Raw genomic sequence first — 17,171 nt, forward strand, 5'->3', positions numbered from 1 at the left:
GGGACAATCGGGTGAACGAGTCCCCGACGTGTACCCACTTCTTGCGGGACGATCGACGTCGGGCATCCTCGCTCGGAGACGCGCTGCTCGACAATGAGTTGGGAGACGAGCTCCGCTTCAACGGTTCCTGGGCACAACCCGCTGTGCCCAGTACCGCGGCCCCTACGCCTAAAGCCCGAAATAGGGAACGCCGTGAGGGCAGTTGCCAGGGGGCATCGGCCGATACATCTTTCAATGACATGCCGTGAACCATTGCCGTTCTTTCTCCTCGGAGTGAAGTTCAGTCGATGACGGGGGCCTCGGCGGCCAGAACCCGAATATCCTCGGTGGTCAGTGTTGCGCGGATTTGGGCATCGTTGCCGTTCTCGGCCACGTTGCTCTGGTGCAGGGAGGATTTCTGCTGGAGCCCGGGTATGGAAATGTAAGTCAGACCCGTCGGAGAGACGAATCGCGCTTTGATACCTGCCCGGATCGCCTCAATGTTGATCCAGATGTCGTCCGCACGCGGGCAAGTCTTCGTGAAGTCCGTGCCATCCCGCAGGATGCGTTCCTGTAGAGCCAGGGGAAAGACGGCGCCGCTTCCCCCTGTCACGAAATTGGCGTGACTCAGGCTGGGCGCTTGAGCAGTGCCCCAACGCGAATACGGGGCCGCCTCGGTTCCGCCCTTCGCCAGAGTCCATTGATGGCACCGCACAGCAATCAGGTCGTGGGGATACCGCTGATGAGCGATGCTCATTCGCTCCAACCAGCCGGCCGGATACAAGAGGTCGTCGTCGGCCGTGACCAGGGCGAGTCCTTGCGCCTCCGTCATCCGGATATAGGGATAGAACTTCTTGAAAGGGCCGAAGTTCTCACACGTGAGAATCTCGAGACCGCGTCGTTGCAGGCGAAGGAGCTGGGGATAGTTCTTGACGTCGAAAGTATCGTCGTCGATCCACAGAATCATACGTTGTGGTTTAACACGTCCCTGAGCGATGGACTCGATCGCGAGCCATACCGTCGAGAGGCGGTGCCCGTACGAGGTGATATTCACGGCGACAGGGGCCTCTCCCAGAACGGTCGTAGAGGAGAACCTGTTGATCAGGCGAAGTCTCGCCATGGCCGCCCCCTTCCACGGGATGCGCAACGGCCGAGAGACCTGCAAATCCAAAGGCGTTTCTGTCATCGTGTGACTCCCATTCTCTGAAGGATTTTCCCCGCCGCCTTCGTCATCATGGCGACGTCCCTACGAGAGACCGCGTAAAACGCCGGGAGGCTGAATCCGAAATGACGGCACAAATAATAGATATTCAGGTTCCCGGCCACAGCACTCCCGACGAGGGTGGACAATGCCGCTCCCATGCCGCCCAGGAAGGGCGTTGCCCCTAGAAGCACGATGAGGTTGAAGACGGCCCCGGTGGCCATGGACCTGCTCCGCAAATCCGGACGGCCCCGGCCCGAGAGTCCCGCACCCGCCACTGAGCCGGGTGCCCCCATCACTGCGGCGGCAAGGAGCACCAGGAGCATCGGGATCGACGCGGAGAACTCCGCCCCGAAGACCGGCCCCACCCAGAGGAACGACGTCGCAGCGATCGGCAACGCGGTCAGGACCGTCAGAATCAAGGTAATCCGCGCCATCGTGGTCAGGCGTTGATCGGCACACTCCGAGGTGGCACCGTCCCCCGTATCCGCGGAATCCGCGGCGAAAACCACGTTGCGGAACGCGTTGGAGAGCACAGACGGAATCTCCCCGATGGTCACGGCAACGGCGTACAGCCCCTGCTGCTCCAGGGTGGTCAACTTGATCATGACCGTCTGGTCGATCCGGCTGAGAATGATGCCGGAGAGAGAACCGAGCCAGATCTTCGACCCGTAGGCCCACATCTCCCCCGCCCTCTGAGGTTCTTCCCGGTCGGGCGGCGCCCCGCCGCCTCGAAACCCCCGGAGCACGGGCACGTAGGAGAGGGCACCGAGCACGGGAGAAGCCAGTGTCACGAGCACGGCGTTGAGCACCGTCAGATGTCCGGTCCAGAGCAGAACCACCAACGCGACCAGCCGGAGCACCGAGAACAACCCTTGTTCCAAGGCCTGGTACTTCCACTGACCTGTCGCGGCGGCGTACGCCCTCGGGAGGAGGATCAGCATGTTCGGGACCAGCGCCACGGCCGTGAGCAGAAGGAGTGTCCGATACTCCTCCCCGTGACCACTCGAGAGGAACGGGCTCAGACCCCACACCGCGAGGGCGCAGAGCGCCCCGAGAGACAGCAGTGTCCAGAGGGCCAGGCGCAGCACAGAACGACGTCGCCGAACGTATCGCGCGGCAAAGAAGGTGAGAGCTTCGGGCATGCCGAAGGCACCCGCTGAAGAGGCGACCAGCACGATGGAGGTCACTCCCCCGAGCGCCCCTCGACCGGCCTCGCCAAGCCCATGGGACAGAATGGGGGCAATGGCCAGGCCGGCGACGGGCGCCAAGAGGTTACTCAGCAGAGAATAGAAGAGCCCCGACCCCATGGAGGTCGGATTCTGTACTGAGGTGTTCTCGGGGGCCCGCCCCTTCGAGGGTCCGCGAGCCGATTCGGATTCGGACATGATCGGTGCCTGGGCGACGTCAGACGCCGCTCTTTGCCTTTCCAGTCTTCCGGTCTAAACCCTTCTTCCGCGAACGCCTCCCGCTCCGCGTGGACTCCTTCTCAGCCTCGTAGTAGTAGTTCTTTCCGTAGTAGCTGTAGTAGCCGGCCTCGCTACCCCGCGTGGGCACCTTGTTCAACACCGTGCCCAACAACTGTGCGTTGATCTGTTCGAGATTCTGCAACGACTTTCCGAGCTGATCGCGCGTGGTGCCGCCGGCCTCGACGACAACCAGGGCTCCGTCGAATTTCGTGGCAATGATTGCCGAGTCGCTGACCGGGAGCAACGGCGGAGCATCCATGATGACCGTGCCCTTCTCGGCCAGCCGATCGATCATGGTTGAGAAACGTTCCGAAGCGAGGATCTCCGACGGATTCGGCGGAGTGTGCCCCGCCGCCAGGACGAACAGGTTCGGATACGTATGCACTTCCTGGATGACGTCGTCCATGTCGGCCCGGCCGATGATGACGTCGGTCAGCCCGACATCCGTGATCAGACCGAACCTCTTGGCAACCGTGGGACGCCGCAGATCGGCATCCACGAGGTAGACCGGGTCACCGCCCTGGGCGAGGGCAATAGCGAGGTTGTCCGCCACGGTGGACTTCCCGTCCTCGGGGAGGCAGGAGGTCACCACGAACCGCCGGGGAGGCCGGTCCGGATTCATGAATTGCAGATTGGTCCGGATCTCTTTGAACGACTCCACCACGCCGAAGTCACGCCGATGCGCTTGGGCGCCCAAGGACTCAGGTGGGATCAATCGCGATTCGCTCAGCGAATCGGACAACGGCACGGTCCCCAGCAAGGGGGAATTGCCCATGACCTCTCGGAGGATCTCGACCGAACGGATACTGCGGTCCCGGAAGGCCTGCAGCAGGAGCAGAAGCAGAACCACAACCAGCAGAACCAATGCCCCCAGCGCAGCGTTCAACTTCACGTTCGGGGATATAGGCGAGGTCGGGGTCTCGGCTTGAACGTATTCGATGAATTTGAGCACCGAATTGGCCGGATCGGCCTGTGATTCTTCAGATTCCTCAGAATCGGAAGAATCCTTGGGCGCGGCCGTGTTGCCTCCGGTCTCGACCCGTTCGACGTTCGTAGACAGGGACTTGATCCACGCATCCGCGAGTTCCCGAGCGCTGTCGGGGTCCTGGGACCGAACCGTGACCTGGATCTGCGCCGTGTCCAAAGGGACGGCGACCGAAACCATGCCGAGCGCCTGCTGCGGCGTGAGGTCGAATCCGGTGGACCGGATGGCGTCCTCGGCCACACCGCGGGAGGCTGCGAGACTCTTGTACTGGGTCGCCTTCGACTTGGCGAGGGTGTCCGTGGTCGAGGCCAGACCAATGCTGTTGTTGTTGTCGGTTGTGACAATCCCCGTAGCGTCGGCCGCGTAAACACGTGGTTGGAGGACCGAAACGCCGACGCCGACCAACGCACCGACGACCACACCGATCACCAGAAAGTACCAGCGGCGGCGAACAGTGCGCACAAACGCCTGAACCAGCCCCGAACTCTTTTCCGACGCGGTTCCATCGATCAATACTGGGTTCTTCTCGCCCATACCTACTTGTCTCTCCAATACGTTTTGTGGTTCCCGCTCTCCGCAGCGCCTCAGCGGAACATCTTTCGCAGGAACTGGTCGATGGCCATGAAGACCTCTTCCCCGGTTTGGCGGTAGACCGCCGCGTCCTGGAGATAGGGGTCGACGATGTCCAGATCGGCCTCCGCGTCCCGACCGACCTGGGAGCGGCGGGAGGAAGCCTCCGCAACGAACGCGGAGCACTTCTGGACGAGGTTCTCCGCGGAGCTGAAGGAATCCACGGGTTCCCACTCGACGAGCTCTGCCAACCGCGCGAATTCCTTCAGCGTGAAGGTCTTTTTCAGCGCCCTTGGAGTCGCGGACAGAACCTCGGATCGCTGCTCGGTGGTCGCAGTCAGCACCAGGTCTGCCTCGTTGATTCCATCCACGGTGATGGCCCGTGGCCGGTGAGCGGACAAGTCAAATCCACGGGAGGAGGCGATGTCCAGGATCTCCTGGGGCACCTCGACCTCCGGGTTGGCTCCCGTACCCCCGGACTCTGCTCGCACGGTGATGTCTCCCGTGATGTCGTTGAGGTATCCCATGGCCAGCGGCGACCGGCAGACATTTCCGGTGCACACGAAGCACACCTTGAACTCCGTTGGGGCGGCTTCCTCCTCCGTGCCTGGTTCCGGCGAACTAGAGACGGACGGCGTGGGACCGGTCGGTACATCCGCGGGTGTCGAAGAATCGCCGCGATTTTTGTGCCAGGGAGTCAACATCGAATTCTCCGTGCTTCTGCAAAAGAATGGCCAAGTCTGCGTCGCTCAGCGCTTGGTCCAGATGGTCGTTTTCGGTCTTGGTCACGAATCGCGGGCCGGACTTCCAGGCCTCGACGTGGGGGTCGAAGTAAGACAGGTCCGCACCGCGTTTGGCCAGTTCCCGGGCCACGGGAACCGCCGGGGACTCGCGCTGATCCGCGATATCCGGTTTGTACGTGACGCCCAGAAGGAGGATCTTGGCCGATTTCACGGATTTTCCGTCCTCGTTCAGGATCTCCGCCGCTCGTTCGGCCACATATCGGGGCATCGACTGGTTGATTTCCTGCGCCAGTTCCACGAACCGGAAGGGGTATCCGAGAGACTTCTTAACCTCGTAGGAGAGATAATTCGGGTCGATCGGGATGCAATGACCGCCAACGCCGGGTCCTGGGTAGAAGGGCTGGAATCCGAAGGGTTTGGTCGAGGCCGCATCGATGACTTCCCAAAGATCAATGTTCAATTCGTGGCAGAACTTGGCCATCTCATTGACCAGCGCGATATTGATGTGCCGGTACGTGTTCTCGAGAAGCTTCGCAGTTTCCGCTTCGCGAGCTCCTCGCACCGGAACGACGGTATCGACGACGCGCTCGTACAGTGCGACGGCGCGTCGCCCCGACTCCTCGGTCACGCCACCCACGACCTTGGGGGTGTTCCGCAGCCCGAAAGTCGAGTTGCCGGGGTCGATCCGTTCCGGGGAAAAGGCAAGGAAGTAGTCTTCGTCGATGGTCAGGCCCTGATCATCAAAGATGCCCTTGACCAACACATCCGTGGTTCCCGGATAGGTAGTCGATTCCAGGATCACCGTCGTTTCTCGGACGAGGTTCTTCGCGATCGACCGCATCGAAGCTTCGACCGGTGCGAGGTCCGGGTTGCCGTCAGCGCTCAGGGGAGTGGGGACGCAAACCACCACGTAGTCCGCACTCCGGACGGCCGAGTAATCCGAGGTCGCCTTGTAGCCGGCATCGAGCATTTCGGAAACATCCGCATCCGAGAGGTCGTCGACATGGGAGCGCCCCGAGTTGAGCCCGTCGACGACGGCCATGGAAAGGTCGAGTCCGACCACGGTGATTCCCGCCCGTGTGGCCTCGCGTGCCAAAGGCAGACCGACATATCCCTGCCCGATCACAACCAAACTGATGTTATCCATGTGTTTGTCCCCCAACTAACACTGTTTCGTTCGATGGTGCTGACCCGGTGTTCTCCGGCCGAGCTGATGGTGTGTTTCTTCGCCACTGAGCAAGTAAGCCCGGTCGACAGCCCGCGTATCCGTACTCGGAGCCGTGCTTCCCGATCGTCGCGAATCCCAGAGCGATCCAGAGCAGGTACGCCCCCGCCTGATTCGACGTAAAGCCGCTGTTGGTCAGGTTGTTCACCACAAGATCCAGGGCACCGACTGCCATCACGATTCCCGCGGTGTTGCGCATGTTCCGAACAGCAAGGAAAAACTGCAGAAGAAGAAGCACCGCCGCGGTGATGAGGCCGTAATCCGCTCCTACGATCAGATACGCGTTCTCGAGGGAAGACCCCAGGATCCCCGACCCCCGGAAATCACGACTTCCCGGGTACCCAGAGAAGGTGAAGAGGTGCCAGTGGCCCTCGACCCATCGGTAGGCTTCTTCCCTGAGCTCGGAAGACCCGCCGTCGTCCTCAATCTTCGCGTTCAGCGCCTGACCAGCCTCGGTCCCCAGCAACCAGACGGCAGTTCCGCCCATGAGGACCAGCCCTGCGAGCTTTGTCGGGATGCGTTCCTTCCCAGCTAGAATCACCACCACCGCCGTGACCGCGGCGGCCACAACGGATGCGCGACCATTACCGAGCAACGCGCCGTATAGATACAGACCGATGAATACCCACCGAAGGATGGGATTCCGGATGAAGTAGGTCAGGGCAACCATGAAGGCGCAGAGCGCGGTGAAGTCCAGTCCCGTCTCCACGAAACCCTGACTGCGCTCGATCTCGTCAATTCCTTGCAGTTGCCACAGAGCCGACTTGGCGGTCTCCTCGAAGACGATAATGTGTCCGGTGATGTGCTGCCGGATGGCCATATACATCTGCACCAGCATCGCCAGATGCATGGCCCAGGCGACCTTGCGCAAACCCTCGAATCCCGATCTGAAGACGACCATCTTGAACATCAGGTACAGCACGAAGGGCGGAAGATAAACAACCGCGATGTTGATCAGGCTGCCCGTGAACGAGTTGAAGATCGACAGCACGTTGGCCATGATCAGGGCGCAGAACAAGAGGAAGACGGCAATCTCGAGGTACGACGACCGCAAAACCTTCTTCACCCGGGGCCAGTAGAAAATGGTCTGGACGAGTGCCGATGCCATGACCATGTATCCGGCGGGGTGCAGCCCGTTGAACCATTCGCTGGCCTGGTACGCCGGGAGAAACAGGCGTATCAGGATCGGGGCCGAGACGAGAATCAGGGGCCGGGAGGCGAACAGTAACGCGAAAATGAGGGAGGCCCCCATAAGGATCAGGGTAAGCGTCATTCAGTCAGCCACGCCCTCGTACAGGTGAGCGAGTTGTTGGGCGATGCGCTCCATGGTCGCGTGACCGGCCACGAACGCTCTTCCCGCGGCCCCTATGCGCCGGCGGTCCTCTGAATTGTCCAGCAGACGGTCGATCACGTGGACGAGCTCATCCGGCCCGAATCCAACCACCAGACCGCCCCCGGAAGTCGTGACGTCCGGGGCCAGTCCGCAGTCCTCCATGACAACGACGGGCAGACCAGTGCTCATCGCTTCCAGAACCGACATAGGGAAGGGTTCTTTGCGGGAAGGGAGAACGTAGACTGCGGATTCGGCCATGCGATCGAGGGTCTGGTGGGCGGGAAGGGATCCGACCCATCGGATGCGCCCCGCGGCGTCATCGGACCTGAGCCGGGCCCGGACCGCATCGCCTTCACCCTCATCCGGTCCGACAAGGGTGAAGGTCGCGTCAGGATGCCGAGGGGCCAAGCGCTGGGCTGCTTCGACGAAAACAAGCGGACGCTTGCGCTCCTGGACACGGGCAAGGAACAGGACATCGGGAGACGGGCGCTCAGGCCGGGCTCTGACGGGAGCCATGGGGACGCCGTTGCGGACCACCTCAACAGAATCGGACGTGAGCCGGGAATCAACGGCACACAGGTCTTCGGTCTCTGCGTTCGTGAGCGCCAGGATCTTTTTTGCTGCATTGAGTGCCGGTCGCGTCATGAAGGAGTCCAGGGGCTTGGCCAGTTTCCGGGAACTCGGGTCGATCATCCCGTGGGTCTGCAACACGGTCGGCACGCGAAACATCTGGAGAAGCCTGGCCGCCGGGAGTGTGACGAGGTCACGAGCCATGTGTATGTGGGCGACGTCGAAGGACCGCCCGTGAGCCACGAGCCAACGGAGCAGTCCGGGTGAAGAGACGCCCGCGAAGCTGTCTCGCACAAGACGCAGAGCAGGAAACAGCTTGACGGGCACCCCGCAGTATTCGCTGGGCACGTTGCCTTGGTAACCTTCCGCGGCGGCAAGAAGGAGAACCTCATGCCCCTGTTCTTTCAGCTCCGAAAGCTGGTTGCAGGACACCCGCAGGGGCCCGCCCAACGAACCATGAGGGTCAACCATCGTGACCACGTGAAGAATTCTCAAATTGTTCCCCCAGAACCCGATATTCGCTGCCTCGAATGTTCCCCCAAGTCGGGCCAACGAAATATTCGCCGAAAATCTTATAACAGCTCGATATTGTCAACAAACGACCTAGTCAGCCCAGGGAATCTTTCCCGCTGGCCCTTGAACGAACCACATCCTGGGGAGAAATCGATTCCGCATCCTCACCCTTTCCGGCCACAATCCTGCCCAGGGGCGCCAGCACTGTGGAGCCCTCGGGCACGGACTTCGCAACCAGCGCCTGCGCCCCGACCAGTGAGTCGTCGCCGATCTCGACACCGCGCAGTACCGTGGCCCTGGCGGCAATCCAGCAACGGTCGCCAACGGTGATCGGCCCGTTGTCGAACTCGAAATTCGGGTGATCGAATTGATGTGACCCAGTACACAAAAAGGTGTGCTGGCTGAGGCACGTGTTTTCGCCGATCGTGACCGGTTCGAGATTCAGAATCCACGTTCCGACGCCGACCCATGAATTCTTCTTGATATGCAGTTTCCACGGCCAGTGAATGGTTACCCCGTGGCGAATGAGAACGTTCTCCTCGATTCTTGCCCCGAAGGCGCGCAGTATCGCTGTACGGATTTTCGGCGGACACCACCAGCGTTGGAGAACCGTGCCTTGGACGGCCAGCCACAGGGCCTGAACCGCTTTGGGCCGACCCTTGTCGTAGCCGTACCCTTGGAAACCCGTCAGGTCCCTCATCGGTCGCCCTCCCTTTGCAGTTTTCGGGCCAGGTGGTCGGCCAGTCGGATGGACAGGGCCACATCCGTGAGCGTCGGGCCCGCCATACCGGCGGTCGGGAAGGTTCCCGTGGTCGCCAGATAGAGGTTCGGAGACGACCACACGCGCAGATTCGGGTCCACGACCGAACGCGTGGGATCGAACCCCATGCGCACCAGACCCATCTGATGGGTCGCGTCCACGAGAGTCATCCCGAGCATGTCGTCCAGGGTCGGCGGGGTATACGTTCCCCACCCGGACTGCTTGATCCCTTGGGCCAGGATCTCCAGGGATCGGTGGTAGTTGCGGCGGTCGGCATCGGACACCCGGTGGCGGACATCGAGGCGCGGAACCCCAAAGGCGTCCCTTTCCGTCGTGGACAGAACCACGCGCTGTTCCGGATCGGGCGATTGCTCGGCGTCGAATCGGATGCGGTAGACGCCCTGTTTCGAGTAGCGCGAGAACATGGGAAGGGTGCGTGGATCGAGAATCCTGTCCCGAACCCATCGCACACCGAAGGCACCGATCGCAGGGAGCCCTCTGAGGACATTGAGCACATGACCGCGAGGATCCTCGAGTCTGGCGTACCTGCGGTGCATACCCGTGCCCTTGAACCCACCGGTCATCGTGAGCAGTTTGCGGACCAGCGCGAACGAAGACAGGAGCGGGTCGCCGTGGTCGGGAGTCCGGGGATCCTCGTACCACACGGCAAACCCCATGTTGAGAAGACCCTGTTCGCGCCGAACCTGCTCCTCGAGCTGCAGCAGGCGGCGGACCCACACACCGTCGTGACTCTTGGTCGGGGTCACCGAGTGTCCGACGGCCTTGGGGTCCCTGACCCGGAGCTCGCCGACCTCAGCAATCGGATGGATCATGTAATGACGGCCGATCTGGTCGTGATCGTCCCGGACCCCGGAGTTCAGGAGAATGCGGGCGGTCTCCAGACCACCCGCGGCAATGACCACGTGCATGCCCCTCGCGGTGAAATGCCGGCCCGGTTGCGTCTGGCCCTCGACGCGATCAATGACGCCGGTTTCAGGATTCTGCACCACGTGGGTCACGTTCGCGTGGTGCATGACGCGAATGTTCGGGTAGGAGGCAAGATCCTTGCTGAGAGCTCCGGCGAAGCGAATGGGTGGCGACCACCGCCACACGGCCTTCGAGTTGATGGTCTTCGACGGGCCGATCAGGTCCTCGGGGTCCCCGGGGATGGCCTGCGCCCCGGTCCACTCGAAGGATCGCAGATCGAGGGCCTGGGCCGCGCGGCGATAGTACGGAAGCAACTGGTCCCGTGTGACCGGCCATGCCTCGGTCGAGAAGTCATCGTGGCGACGCTCTTCGAAGTCCAGCCGGTCGAAGGGGTAGGCCCGGCCACCCCACTGCATCGAGGCTCCGCCGAGCCTCTTGGTTCGTGCCTTCTCCAGAGGCTCGACGGCCTGGGACGAGGCCTCACCCTTGAGGGTGTCGTCCGCTTCGGTGGATCCGCGCACGTCACCGCCTTCGAGCATCAGGATGTCGACGCCGGTCGGCGCCAGTTCCCGAGCCACGGTGGCTCCAGCGGGACCGGTGCCGACCACCAGGACCGTGGCGGACAGACGGGCTCCGGCGGGCAGGTCCCGTGCGTCCGTCAGCTGATTCTTCGACATTGTTGTTTTCACAGCGTCTCCTCCAGGCGTCTGATGTCTTCCTCCAGCGCTCCCCGCATGATGGCGCCCACGTTGTCCCTGACGTGCCGCGGGTTGCTCATGCCCAGCAGAACCGCGTCCACGCCGTCCATCCCGTGAACTCCTTCGACCAGCGCGGCGACGATTCGCGAGCCGTCCAGGCCCGACGCTGCGGCTCGCCGCATGAGCGATCCGTCGCCGAGTACCGCGATCCCGACGGTCGTGACGCGTTCCCGCCCCGGATGGGACCGCACGGTGTCCAGAATCGAGGTGTCACCGAGATTGACGGGGATCTGGAGCCAGGTGGCACCCGGTGCATCCACAAGCGCCTTCGCAGCAGTAGCGTCCCGGACGGACGCCCCCCATGCCCGGATCATCCCGGACTGTTTCATGCGGTTCAGCTCGCGGACGACGTCGTCACGCCGCACATCCGCCGCACGGGGTTCGTGTAGCAGCAGGACGTCCAGTTCGTCCCGGCCCTGTCGTTTCAGACACCGATGGGCCGCCGCGCGAAGGTATTTCGGGGTAAAACAAGTATCCGCCCGTCCGGCAGCGCGCAAACCGGTGAACCCCGGACGGTGCTCTCCGCCGAAGGCCGCGGAGGCCAGACCGAGGGGGGTCTTGAGGAGACCGACCTTGGTCATGACCACCGTGCTCGGCCGGGTCCTCACCACGCGTCCGACGATCCTCTCGCTGATCCCCCGAGCGTAGACATCCGCCGTGTCCACCAAACCGATACCCAGGTCGAGTGCCTGACTCAAAGCGGCCGTGCCCTCCGGGATTCCACGCTTCTGCCAGAAAGCACCGAGCCGTGCGGTTCCCACACCGAGAGCCGTACTCTCGAATTCGCCCAGTCGTCCATTCTCCAAAAGGTCAGTGCGCATCGCTCTCCTCACCGACGGCCTGTTCGACGGCCGCTCCCCAGGCGTTGTAAATGTGTTCGGGCGCCATACGCATTCCGAGCAGGTCGTATCCGGCCCGGCCGATGTCGCGCGCTCGTTCGGGATGATCCAGGAGGTCCTCGACTGCGTCGGCCAGGCCGTCCGTCGTGTCCGCGATCAACGCGCTGACGCCGTGCCGCACTGGGATGCCCGCCACGCCCATCGTGGTCGCCACGACGGGTAGGCCGATGCTCAGCGCATCGAGGACCTTGGTCTTGACCCCTGTCCCTGCCTGGATCGGCGAGATGAGCATGCGGCTCACCGACATCTCGGTCGGCAGATTCTCCACATACCCCAAGAACTCGAAGGGTGCGCCCGAGAACTCCTGGATCTGGTCCCGGGTCGCCTTGCCGATGACGCGGATCCGCACGCGCCGGCCGCGCCTCTCCAGTTCCGGCACCAGCTCGTCCCTGATGTAGCGCAATGCCGCAATATTGGGTCCGTAATGCAGGACTCCCAGGAACGTCAGGGTTCCGGCATCAGCCTGATCGGGCGAGCAGAGTCGCCCTTGCTGCACCGCCATGGGGATTCCCAACACTTCTCGCCCCACCCGGAGCGACAGACGCTGTGCTTCCTCATGGCTGGTCAGTGCCACAACGCTGGCTTCACGAGCAATCGCGTCCTCACGCCTGCGAGCCAGTTTCGCTTCGACACCGAGCAGGCACTTGGCCACGGCCTCGACCCCGGGACGCGCGAGGCGAGGAATCCGGTCCCCGAAATACCCCAGGACGGAATCGTTGTTGTCGCGGAAAGTCGCGGAGGAATACCGCTCGGAGAGAAGATCATCCAAGTGCATGACCACGGGCAGCCCCACGGTTCGTGCGAGTTCCCACGCCCTCAGACCGTCCCCGACGACGACGTCGCTGTTCAGTTCTCGGGCGATCTCCCGAACCTTGTGGATCAGTGCCCGGCCACTGAACAACGCCTCATTGAGAGACCGGCCCCTGAGGAGAGCGCAAGGCACGAGCGCGGCGAGTGCGCGGAGGCGCGGGGGATGAACCCTGCGGACCTCGCATCCCAGCCATGCAGCGGGTCCGTCCTCGTGAGTGATGGCGAGGACGTCGACGTGGTGCCCGTGCCGTTGCAGACCATGGACTGCGGATTCGAGCACCGCGATGCGCCCCGTGCGGACTCCGGTAACGTTCCGGACGGCCAGGAGAAGGATTCTGCGTGGCTCAGCCCTATCTGCCACGGCGCGCCTTCCGAACCGTACGCTCCAGGGCGTCATAGAAATTGTCCACGAAAGCGGCGACGCTGTACTTCTGCACGTGCGCCGGAACGCGAGCCCTGATCGATGCGAGGTATTCATCGTCGGTCATCAACCGCTCGAGCTCATCCGTCAGGGAGCCGACATCGTTGGGGCGGAATCGTGCCCCCGCGTCCCCAATGGCTTCAGGCAGACCACCGTGGTCGGCCACGAGAGTGACGCATCCGGATGCCGCATTCTCGAGCACGACCGTTCCGAAGGGCTCCGGAATTCGGGAGGGGACCACGCCGATCGCATGGCGATTGAGTTCTTCGGAAATTGCTGCGCCCTTCATCGAGCCGAGAGGAGTCACGTCCTCGTGAAGCCCGAGGTTGCGGATCAAGGACTCGATCGTCGGCCGGTAATCGCCGTCACCAATGACGTTGAGCTTGGGGGAAAGACCCTTGTCCTTGAGGTTCTTCATAGCTAGGAGCAAGAGATCGACTCCCTTGTCCGCGCTCAGCCTCCCCACGTAGACGAGCGAAGAAGGATCCCTGGGATCCGTATTGGTGACACGAAAGATGTCTTCCCGGAAGCTGTTATAGATAACTTCGACGTCGCCGCGGACGTGGCCGGCCAGCACCTGGGAATTCGAGACCAGAGTGTCTGCCCGTTCCACGAGACGATATTTGAACCAATACTTGATCGTGTTCAGCGGCCCGAACTTCTCGCCCGGAAGCGTGATCCAGGTACGGAGCGCCACGAGCCACGGCTTTCGAAGGAACAGCTGGGGCCAGTAGAACTGCATGCACGGGTTGTTGTGGAATACGACATCGGCTCCAGCGATGGCCTTCCACAGCTGCAACGGGCTGGGCTCACGCAAGACCGTGAACGGAAAGTCCTTGTGCGGCCCGGTCTCACGAGTATGTGTGACCACCACGACTTCGGCCTGATGGCGCTCGACGAAACCCCTCGCAAGAAGCTCCGCCGTGACCTCGACTCCGCCGAAGTCCGGGTGGAATCGATGAACCATGATGAGCACACGCATGGCTACTCTCCCTTCCTGACCGCAGCAGTGTGGCCGGTGTCCATAGGCAACCCTGCGCCCTGACGAACTTTCCTTCGGAAACCGCCCCAGGAAAGTCTCTCCGAATGTTCGAAAAGCGCCTCCCGGTAGGACCTCCGATGGTCGTAGGTATCAACAATTCGTTGGAGTCCCTCGACCAGGGAGCTGACAGACCCCGGGTCCACGACAACCCCAAGGTCTTCTGGCAAACCCATGTCCATCAGCCCTGTGTGGGAACTCGCCAGAATCCTGCACCCCCGGGACAGCCCCTCTCCCAGGACCAGGCCGAAACCCTCAATGAGAGACGGCAGGACCAGAGTGTCCGCCACCTTCATGTGGCGGCTCAGTTCCTCCTCGGAAAGGCGACCGACGAAGCGGATATTCGGTACGTTCCGTCCGAAATCCGCGATCTCCGGGTCCAGACGCGAAGCGACTATGGTCAGATCGGCATTTTTCAGACATGCCCTACGCCAAGCTTCAATGAGGATATGCAAACCCTTGCGGGCAACCCCCTGTCCCACGAACAAGAATGAACATTTCTCCCCGCGCGCGGGATCTTCGATCGTGCGGACCGCGGGGGGGTCCTCCGTAAGGAGCCACCGTAATGTCCTCGCCGCCCATGCCTTGGCGGATCAGTCCGTTCTTGGTGAAGGTCGAGGCGCAGATGGCGCTGTCCGCCAAGCGCACTTCCTCTTCATGCAAGCGTTGCATGGAGGGGTCCAGCACCTCAGCCTCACGCTGCCATGGACGGGTTCCTGCGAGCTCATCGACCGAGGAGAGAGTATCCACGATGAACTGGGGTGAGACGTGATACTGGAACAGAATCCGGCGCCCGGTGGACGGACCTTGGAAAGCCTGGAGGGCCGAGCCGGAGTACAGCAAAAGATCCGCCTCGGGCTTCTGCGCGGCCACCCGGGCAATCGTCGCCCCCAGGCGGGCCTCGACCAGGACCGTCGGGAAGTCGACCGATCTGCTGATCCGTCGCTTGACCTCGTACGGAAGCTGAGCCGCGAAAGCCCCGAAGGACTGACGGACTCGTGACGGCTCGATGAGTGGTGTGCGTCGATGACTCAGTGTGGGCACGGAGAATCCGCGACCCTCGTAATAGTCGGTGACGAAAGTATCCAACACGGACACTTCGGCCAACGCAGCCGGAACCTGATAGGAATCGCGATCCCGGTTATGCCCGACAACAAAATTCAAGGCCCCCACCTCAAAAAGAATTAACGCCACCGACACGGAGAAACGGCAGACGTCCCGCTTGCGGCAACACAGCGGGACAGAGAATCCGGATCGATTTTACACGCGACGAGGAGGTACGGAGGTGCACCTCGGAGGCCGGAACGTCGACCGCTCCGGGCTCCATCATGCCGCCCGAGATGCGCAATGTTGGTTTGACAAGGAAATACAGTCGGAAGTCCAAAATTTCCGATGAGGTGGGTTGACTCAACTCACGTGTTTCACCTCATGCGCGACAATCTTCTTTCCCCGCAAAGAATGCTCATCGGCAGGAGGGGGCAACTCAGCATTCCCCGCAAGGGAACGTGCACGGCAAACAATTCAGGCAATTTCGGCGTTTCCCCCAGTAGGTGCAGAGATCCACCTCTCGGCGGCGTCGGAGGGCGGCCCCGCGGACGTCGAAGGTGACCGCACCGGCAGCGTGGCCTGGCACCTACCACCCATCGTGTTCACCCCTCATCCGCGACCGACCCGGAAACCATGCCCCCACCCCTTGAACTGTGATCTGCAACTCAGAATACTTGTCCTGACAATCGGTCATTATGTTCAAGGAGGATCCATGAGCGACAAGAAGCTCTCAGTTGCCGTCATCGGCGCCGGAATGGCAGGGCGGGCCCACGCCTACGGGTATCGGCAGGCGGGTTCGGTCTTCGACTCCGCATTCCCCGATGTCCGCCTCGCCGCGATTGCCGACATGAACGTCGAACTCGGGCAGGACACCGCACGCCGGTACGGGTTCGAGAAGACGTACTCGGACTGGACCGAGGTCGCTCAGGACCCTGAGATCGACGCGGTGAGCGTCGTCGTCGGCAATGCGTTGCATCTGCCGATCGCACAGGGGCTCCTCGAGGCGGGCAAGCACGTCCTTTGCGAGAAGCCGCTCGCTGGCACCCTGGAGGACGCCGAAGCAATGGTCGAGCTGGAGAAGGAATACGGCCAGAAGACCGATGCCGCCGGCCGGCCCCTCATCACCTCCGTCGGCTACACGGTCCGCAGAATGCCGGCCCTCAACGCGATCAAGCAGAAGATCGACTCCGGTGATTTCGGCCCCGTCACCAACTTCATCTCGACATACCTGTGCGACTACTCGTGCGACGAGAAGGCCCCAATGTCCTGGCGTTACAAAGGCGGCCCCGGTTCCGGCGCGCTGGGCGACCTCGGGTCTCACGTGATCGACACCGGCGAATATCTCAACGGTCCGGTCACCTCCGTGCGCGGCGCCTCCATGGACACGATCTACAAGCAACGGCATTTGCCCCTGGGCGCCGTCGTTGGCCATGGTCACGTGGAGGTCTCGGATGAGGTCGAACCCGTCGAGAACGAAGACTTCCTGACCTTCACCTGCACCTTCGCCAACGGCGCGGTGGGCACCTACACGATCTCCCGCGTGGCCTTCGGGACCCCGAACTCGCAGACGTACCACGTGGTCGGCCCCCGAGCCCAGGCATCCTTCGACATCACCAAGCCCGGGGAATACATGTACGACGACGCCCAGACCGCGCCCGACACTCGGGGCCAACGACGCGTGATCCTGAACGGCGACACCCCGCTGTACCCGGATTCATGCGCCATGGACGCCCCCGGCGTCGGATGGAATTACAACGACAACTTCGCCATCCAGGCCAGGGCATTCCTCGAACAGGTCTCGGGCACCCGGAGCGACCTGGCACCGTGCGGGTCCTTCGCCGAAGGCCTCCACACGCTCAGGATCATTCAGGCCATCGCGGAGTCCGCTGAACAGTCCGGCGCCGAAGTGGAGGTCCGCTGAT

Annotated in this window: 15 protein-coding genes; 1 reads left to right on the forward strand and 14 read right to left on the reverse strand. The window is 62.4% G+C overall.

The genetic code is table 11. The features are described 5' to 3' along the window. Positions 1-280: 280 nt before the first annotated feature. The 14 genes from AB0Y14_RS06510 to AB0Y14_RS06575 form a co-directional block, all read right to left on the reverse strand. The gene (locus AB0Y14_RS06510) at positions 281-1,165 is read right to left on the reverse strand and encodes a hypothetical protein (protein WP_436588374.1); all 885 of its coding nucleotides are present in this window, start codon (positions 1,163-1,165) and stop codon (positions 281-283) included. Further along, a complete protein-coding gene (locus AB0Y14_RS06515; protein ID WP_436588375.1) occupies positions 1,162-2,568 on the reverse strand; it encodes a lipopolysaccharide biosynthesis protein in 1,407 nt (468 codons plus the stop codon). Before AB0Y14_RS06515 ends, AB0Y14_RS06510 begins: the two co-directional genes overlap by 4 nt. Positions 2,569-2,587: 19 nt before the next feature. Further along, on the reverse strand, positions 2,588-4,168 hold the full coding sequence (locus AB0Y14_RS06520) for a polysaccharide biosynthesis tyrosine autokinase (RefSeq protein ID WP_436588376.1): 1,581 nt from the start codon (positions 4,166-4,168) through the stop codon (positions 2,588-2,590). A gap of 50 nt (positions 4,169-4,218) precedes the next feature. Beyond that, positions 4,219-4,767, reverse strand: a complete 549-nt coding sequence (locus AB0Y14_RS06525; RefSeq protein WP_436588377.1) for a hypothetical protein — start codon at positions 4,765-4,767, stop codon at positions 4,219-4,221. 58 nt (positions 4,768-4,825) lie between these two features. Continuing rightward, the gene (locus AB0Y14_RS06530; RefSeq protein ID WP_436588378.1) at positions 4,826-6,094 is read right to left on the reverse strand and encodes a nucleotide sugar dehydrogenase; all 1,269 of its coding nucleotides are present in this window, start codon (positions 6,092-6,094) and stop codon (positions 4,826-4,828) included. Further along, positions 6,087-7,445, reverse strand: a complete 1,359-nt coding sequence (locus AB0Y14_RS06535) for a hypothetical protein (protein ID WP_436588379.1) — start codon at positions 7,443-7,445, stop codon at positions 6,087-6,089. The genes AB0Y14_RS06530 and AB0Y14_RS06535 overlap by 8 nt, the downstream gene beginning before the upstream one ends. Further along, positions 7,446-8,546, reverse strand: a complete 1,101-nt coding sequence (locus AB0Y14_RS06540; protein WP_436588838.1) for a glycosyltransferase — start codon at positions 8,544-8,546, stop codon at positions 7,446-7,448. Positions 8,547-8,682: 136 nt separating this feature from the next. Continuing rightward, complete coding sequence (locus AB0Y14_RS06545) at positions 8,683-9,288, reverse strand: DapH/DapD/GlmU-related protein (protein WP_436588380.1); 606 nt, start codon at positions 9,286-9,288, stop codon at positions 8,683-8,685. Beyond that, entirely contained in the window at positions 9,285-10,964 is a 1,680-nt protein-coding gene (locus AB0Y14_RS06550; protein ID WP_436588381.1) for an FAD-dependent oxidoreductase, read from the reverse strand. Before AB0Y14_RS06550 ends, AB0Y14_RS06545 begins: the two co-directional genes overlap by 4 nt. Then, on the reverse strand, positions 10,961-11,854 hold the full coding sequence (locus tag AB0Y14_RS06555; RefSeq protein WP_436588382.1) for an aldo/keto reductase: 894 nt from the start codon (positions 11,852-11,854) through the stop codon (positions 10,961-10,963). Before AB0Y14_RS06555 ends, AB0Y14_RS06550 begins: the two co-directional genes overlap by 4 nt. Next, positions 11,844-13,103 (reverse strand): glycosyltransferase, encoded by a 1,260-nt coding sequence (locus AB0Y14_RS06560; protein ID WP_436588383.1) that lies wholly within the window; start codon positions 13,101-13,103, stop codon positions 11,844-11,846. The genes AB0Y14_RS06555 and AB0Y14_RS06560 overlap by 11 nt, the downstream gene beginning before the upstream one ends. Beyond that, a complete protein-coding gene (locus AB0Y14_RS06565; protein WP_436588384.1) occupies positions 13,093-14,145 on the reverse strand; it encodes a glycosyltransferase family 4 protein in 1,053 nt (350 codons plus the stop codon). The genes AB0Y14_RS06560 and AB0Y14_RS06565 overlap by 11 nt, the downstream gene beginning before the upstream one ends. 2 nt (positions 14,146-14,147) lie before the next feature. Continuing rightward, complete coding sequence (locus tag AB0Y14_RS06570) at positions 14,148-14,684, reverse strand: glycosyltransferase (RefSeq protein ID WP_436588839.1); 537 nt, start codon at positions 14,682-14,684, stop codon at positions 14,148-14,150. Further along, positions 14,641-15,366 (reverse strand): hypothetical protein, encoded by a 726-nt coding sequence (locus AB0Y14_RS06575; protein ID WP_436588385.1) that lies wholly within the window; start codon positions 15,364-15,366, stop codon positions 14,641-14,643. Before AB0Y14_RS06575 ends, AB0Y14_RS06570 begins: the two co-directional genes overlap by 44 nt. A gap of 595 nt (positions 15,367-15,961) precedes the next feature. Here AB0Y14_RS06575 and AB0Y14_RS06580 point away from each other — a divergent pair. Next, complete coding sequence (locus AB0Y14_RS06580) at positions 15,962-17,170, forward strand: Gfo/Idh/MocA family protein (protein ID WP_436588386.1); 1,209 nt, start codon at positions 15,962-15,964, stop codon at positions 17,168-17,170. The last annotated feature ends 1 nt before the right edge of the window (position 17,171 follow it).

This window comes from Rothia sp. HC945 (assembly GCF_051370785.1).
GTDB lineage: Bacteria > Actinomycetota > Actinomycetes > Actinomycetales > Micrococcaceae > Rothia.

What these genes read in the sequence shown, in the direction of transcription:
- AB0Y14_RS06540 (WP_436588838.1), bottom strand. Translation starts at nt 8,546, where the DNA reads ATGGTTGACCCTCATGGTTCGTTGGGCGGGCCCCTGCGGGTGTCCTGC.
- AB0Y14_RS06530 (WP_436588378.1), bottom strand. Translation starts at nt 6,094, where the DNA reads ATGGATAACATCAGTTTGGTTGTGATCGGGCAGGGATATGTCGGTCTG.
- AB0Y14_RS06535 (WP_436588379.1), bottom strand. Translation starts at nt 7,445, where the DNA reads ATGACGCTTACCCTGATCCTTATGGGGGCCTCCCTCATTTTCGCGTTA.
- AB0Y14_RS06520 (WP_436588376.1), bottom strand. Translation starts at nt 4,168, where the DNA reads ATGGGCGAGAAGAACCCAGTATTGATCGATGGAACCGCGTCGGAAAAG.
- AB0Y14_RS06510 (WP_436588374.1), bottom strand. Translation starts at nt 1,165, where the DNA reads ATGACAGAAACGCCTTTGGATTTGCAGGTCTCTCGGCCGTTGCGCATC.
- AB0Y14_RS06555 (WP_436588382.1), bottom strand. Translation starts at nt 11,854, where the DNA reads ATGCGCACTGACCTTTTGGAGAATGGACGACTGGGCGAATTCGAGAGT.
- AB0Y14_RS06515 (WP_436588375.1), bottom strand. Translation starts at nt 2,568, where the DNA reads ATGTCCGAATCCGAATCGGCTCGCGGACCCTCGAAGGGGCGGGCCCCC.
- AB0Y14_RS06565 (WP_436588384.1), bottom strand. Translation starts at nt 14,145, where the DNA reads ATGCGTGTGCTCATCATGGTTCATCGATTCCACCCGGACTTCGGCGGA.
- AB0Y14_RS06545 (WP_436588380.1), bottom strand. Translation starts at nt 9,288, where the DNA reads ATGAGGGACCTGACGGGTTTCCAAGGGTACGGCTACGACAAGGGTCGG.
- AB0Y14_RS06580 (WP_436588386.1), top strand. Translation starts at nt 15,962, where the DNA reads ATGAGCGACAAGAAGCTCTCAGTTGCCGTCATCGGCGCCGGAATGGCA.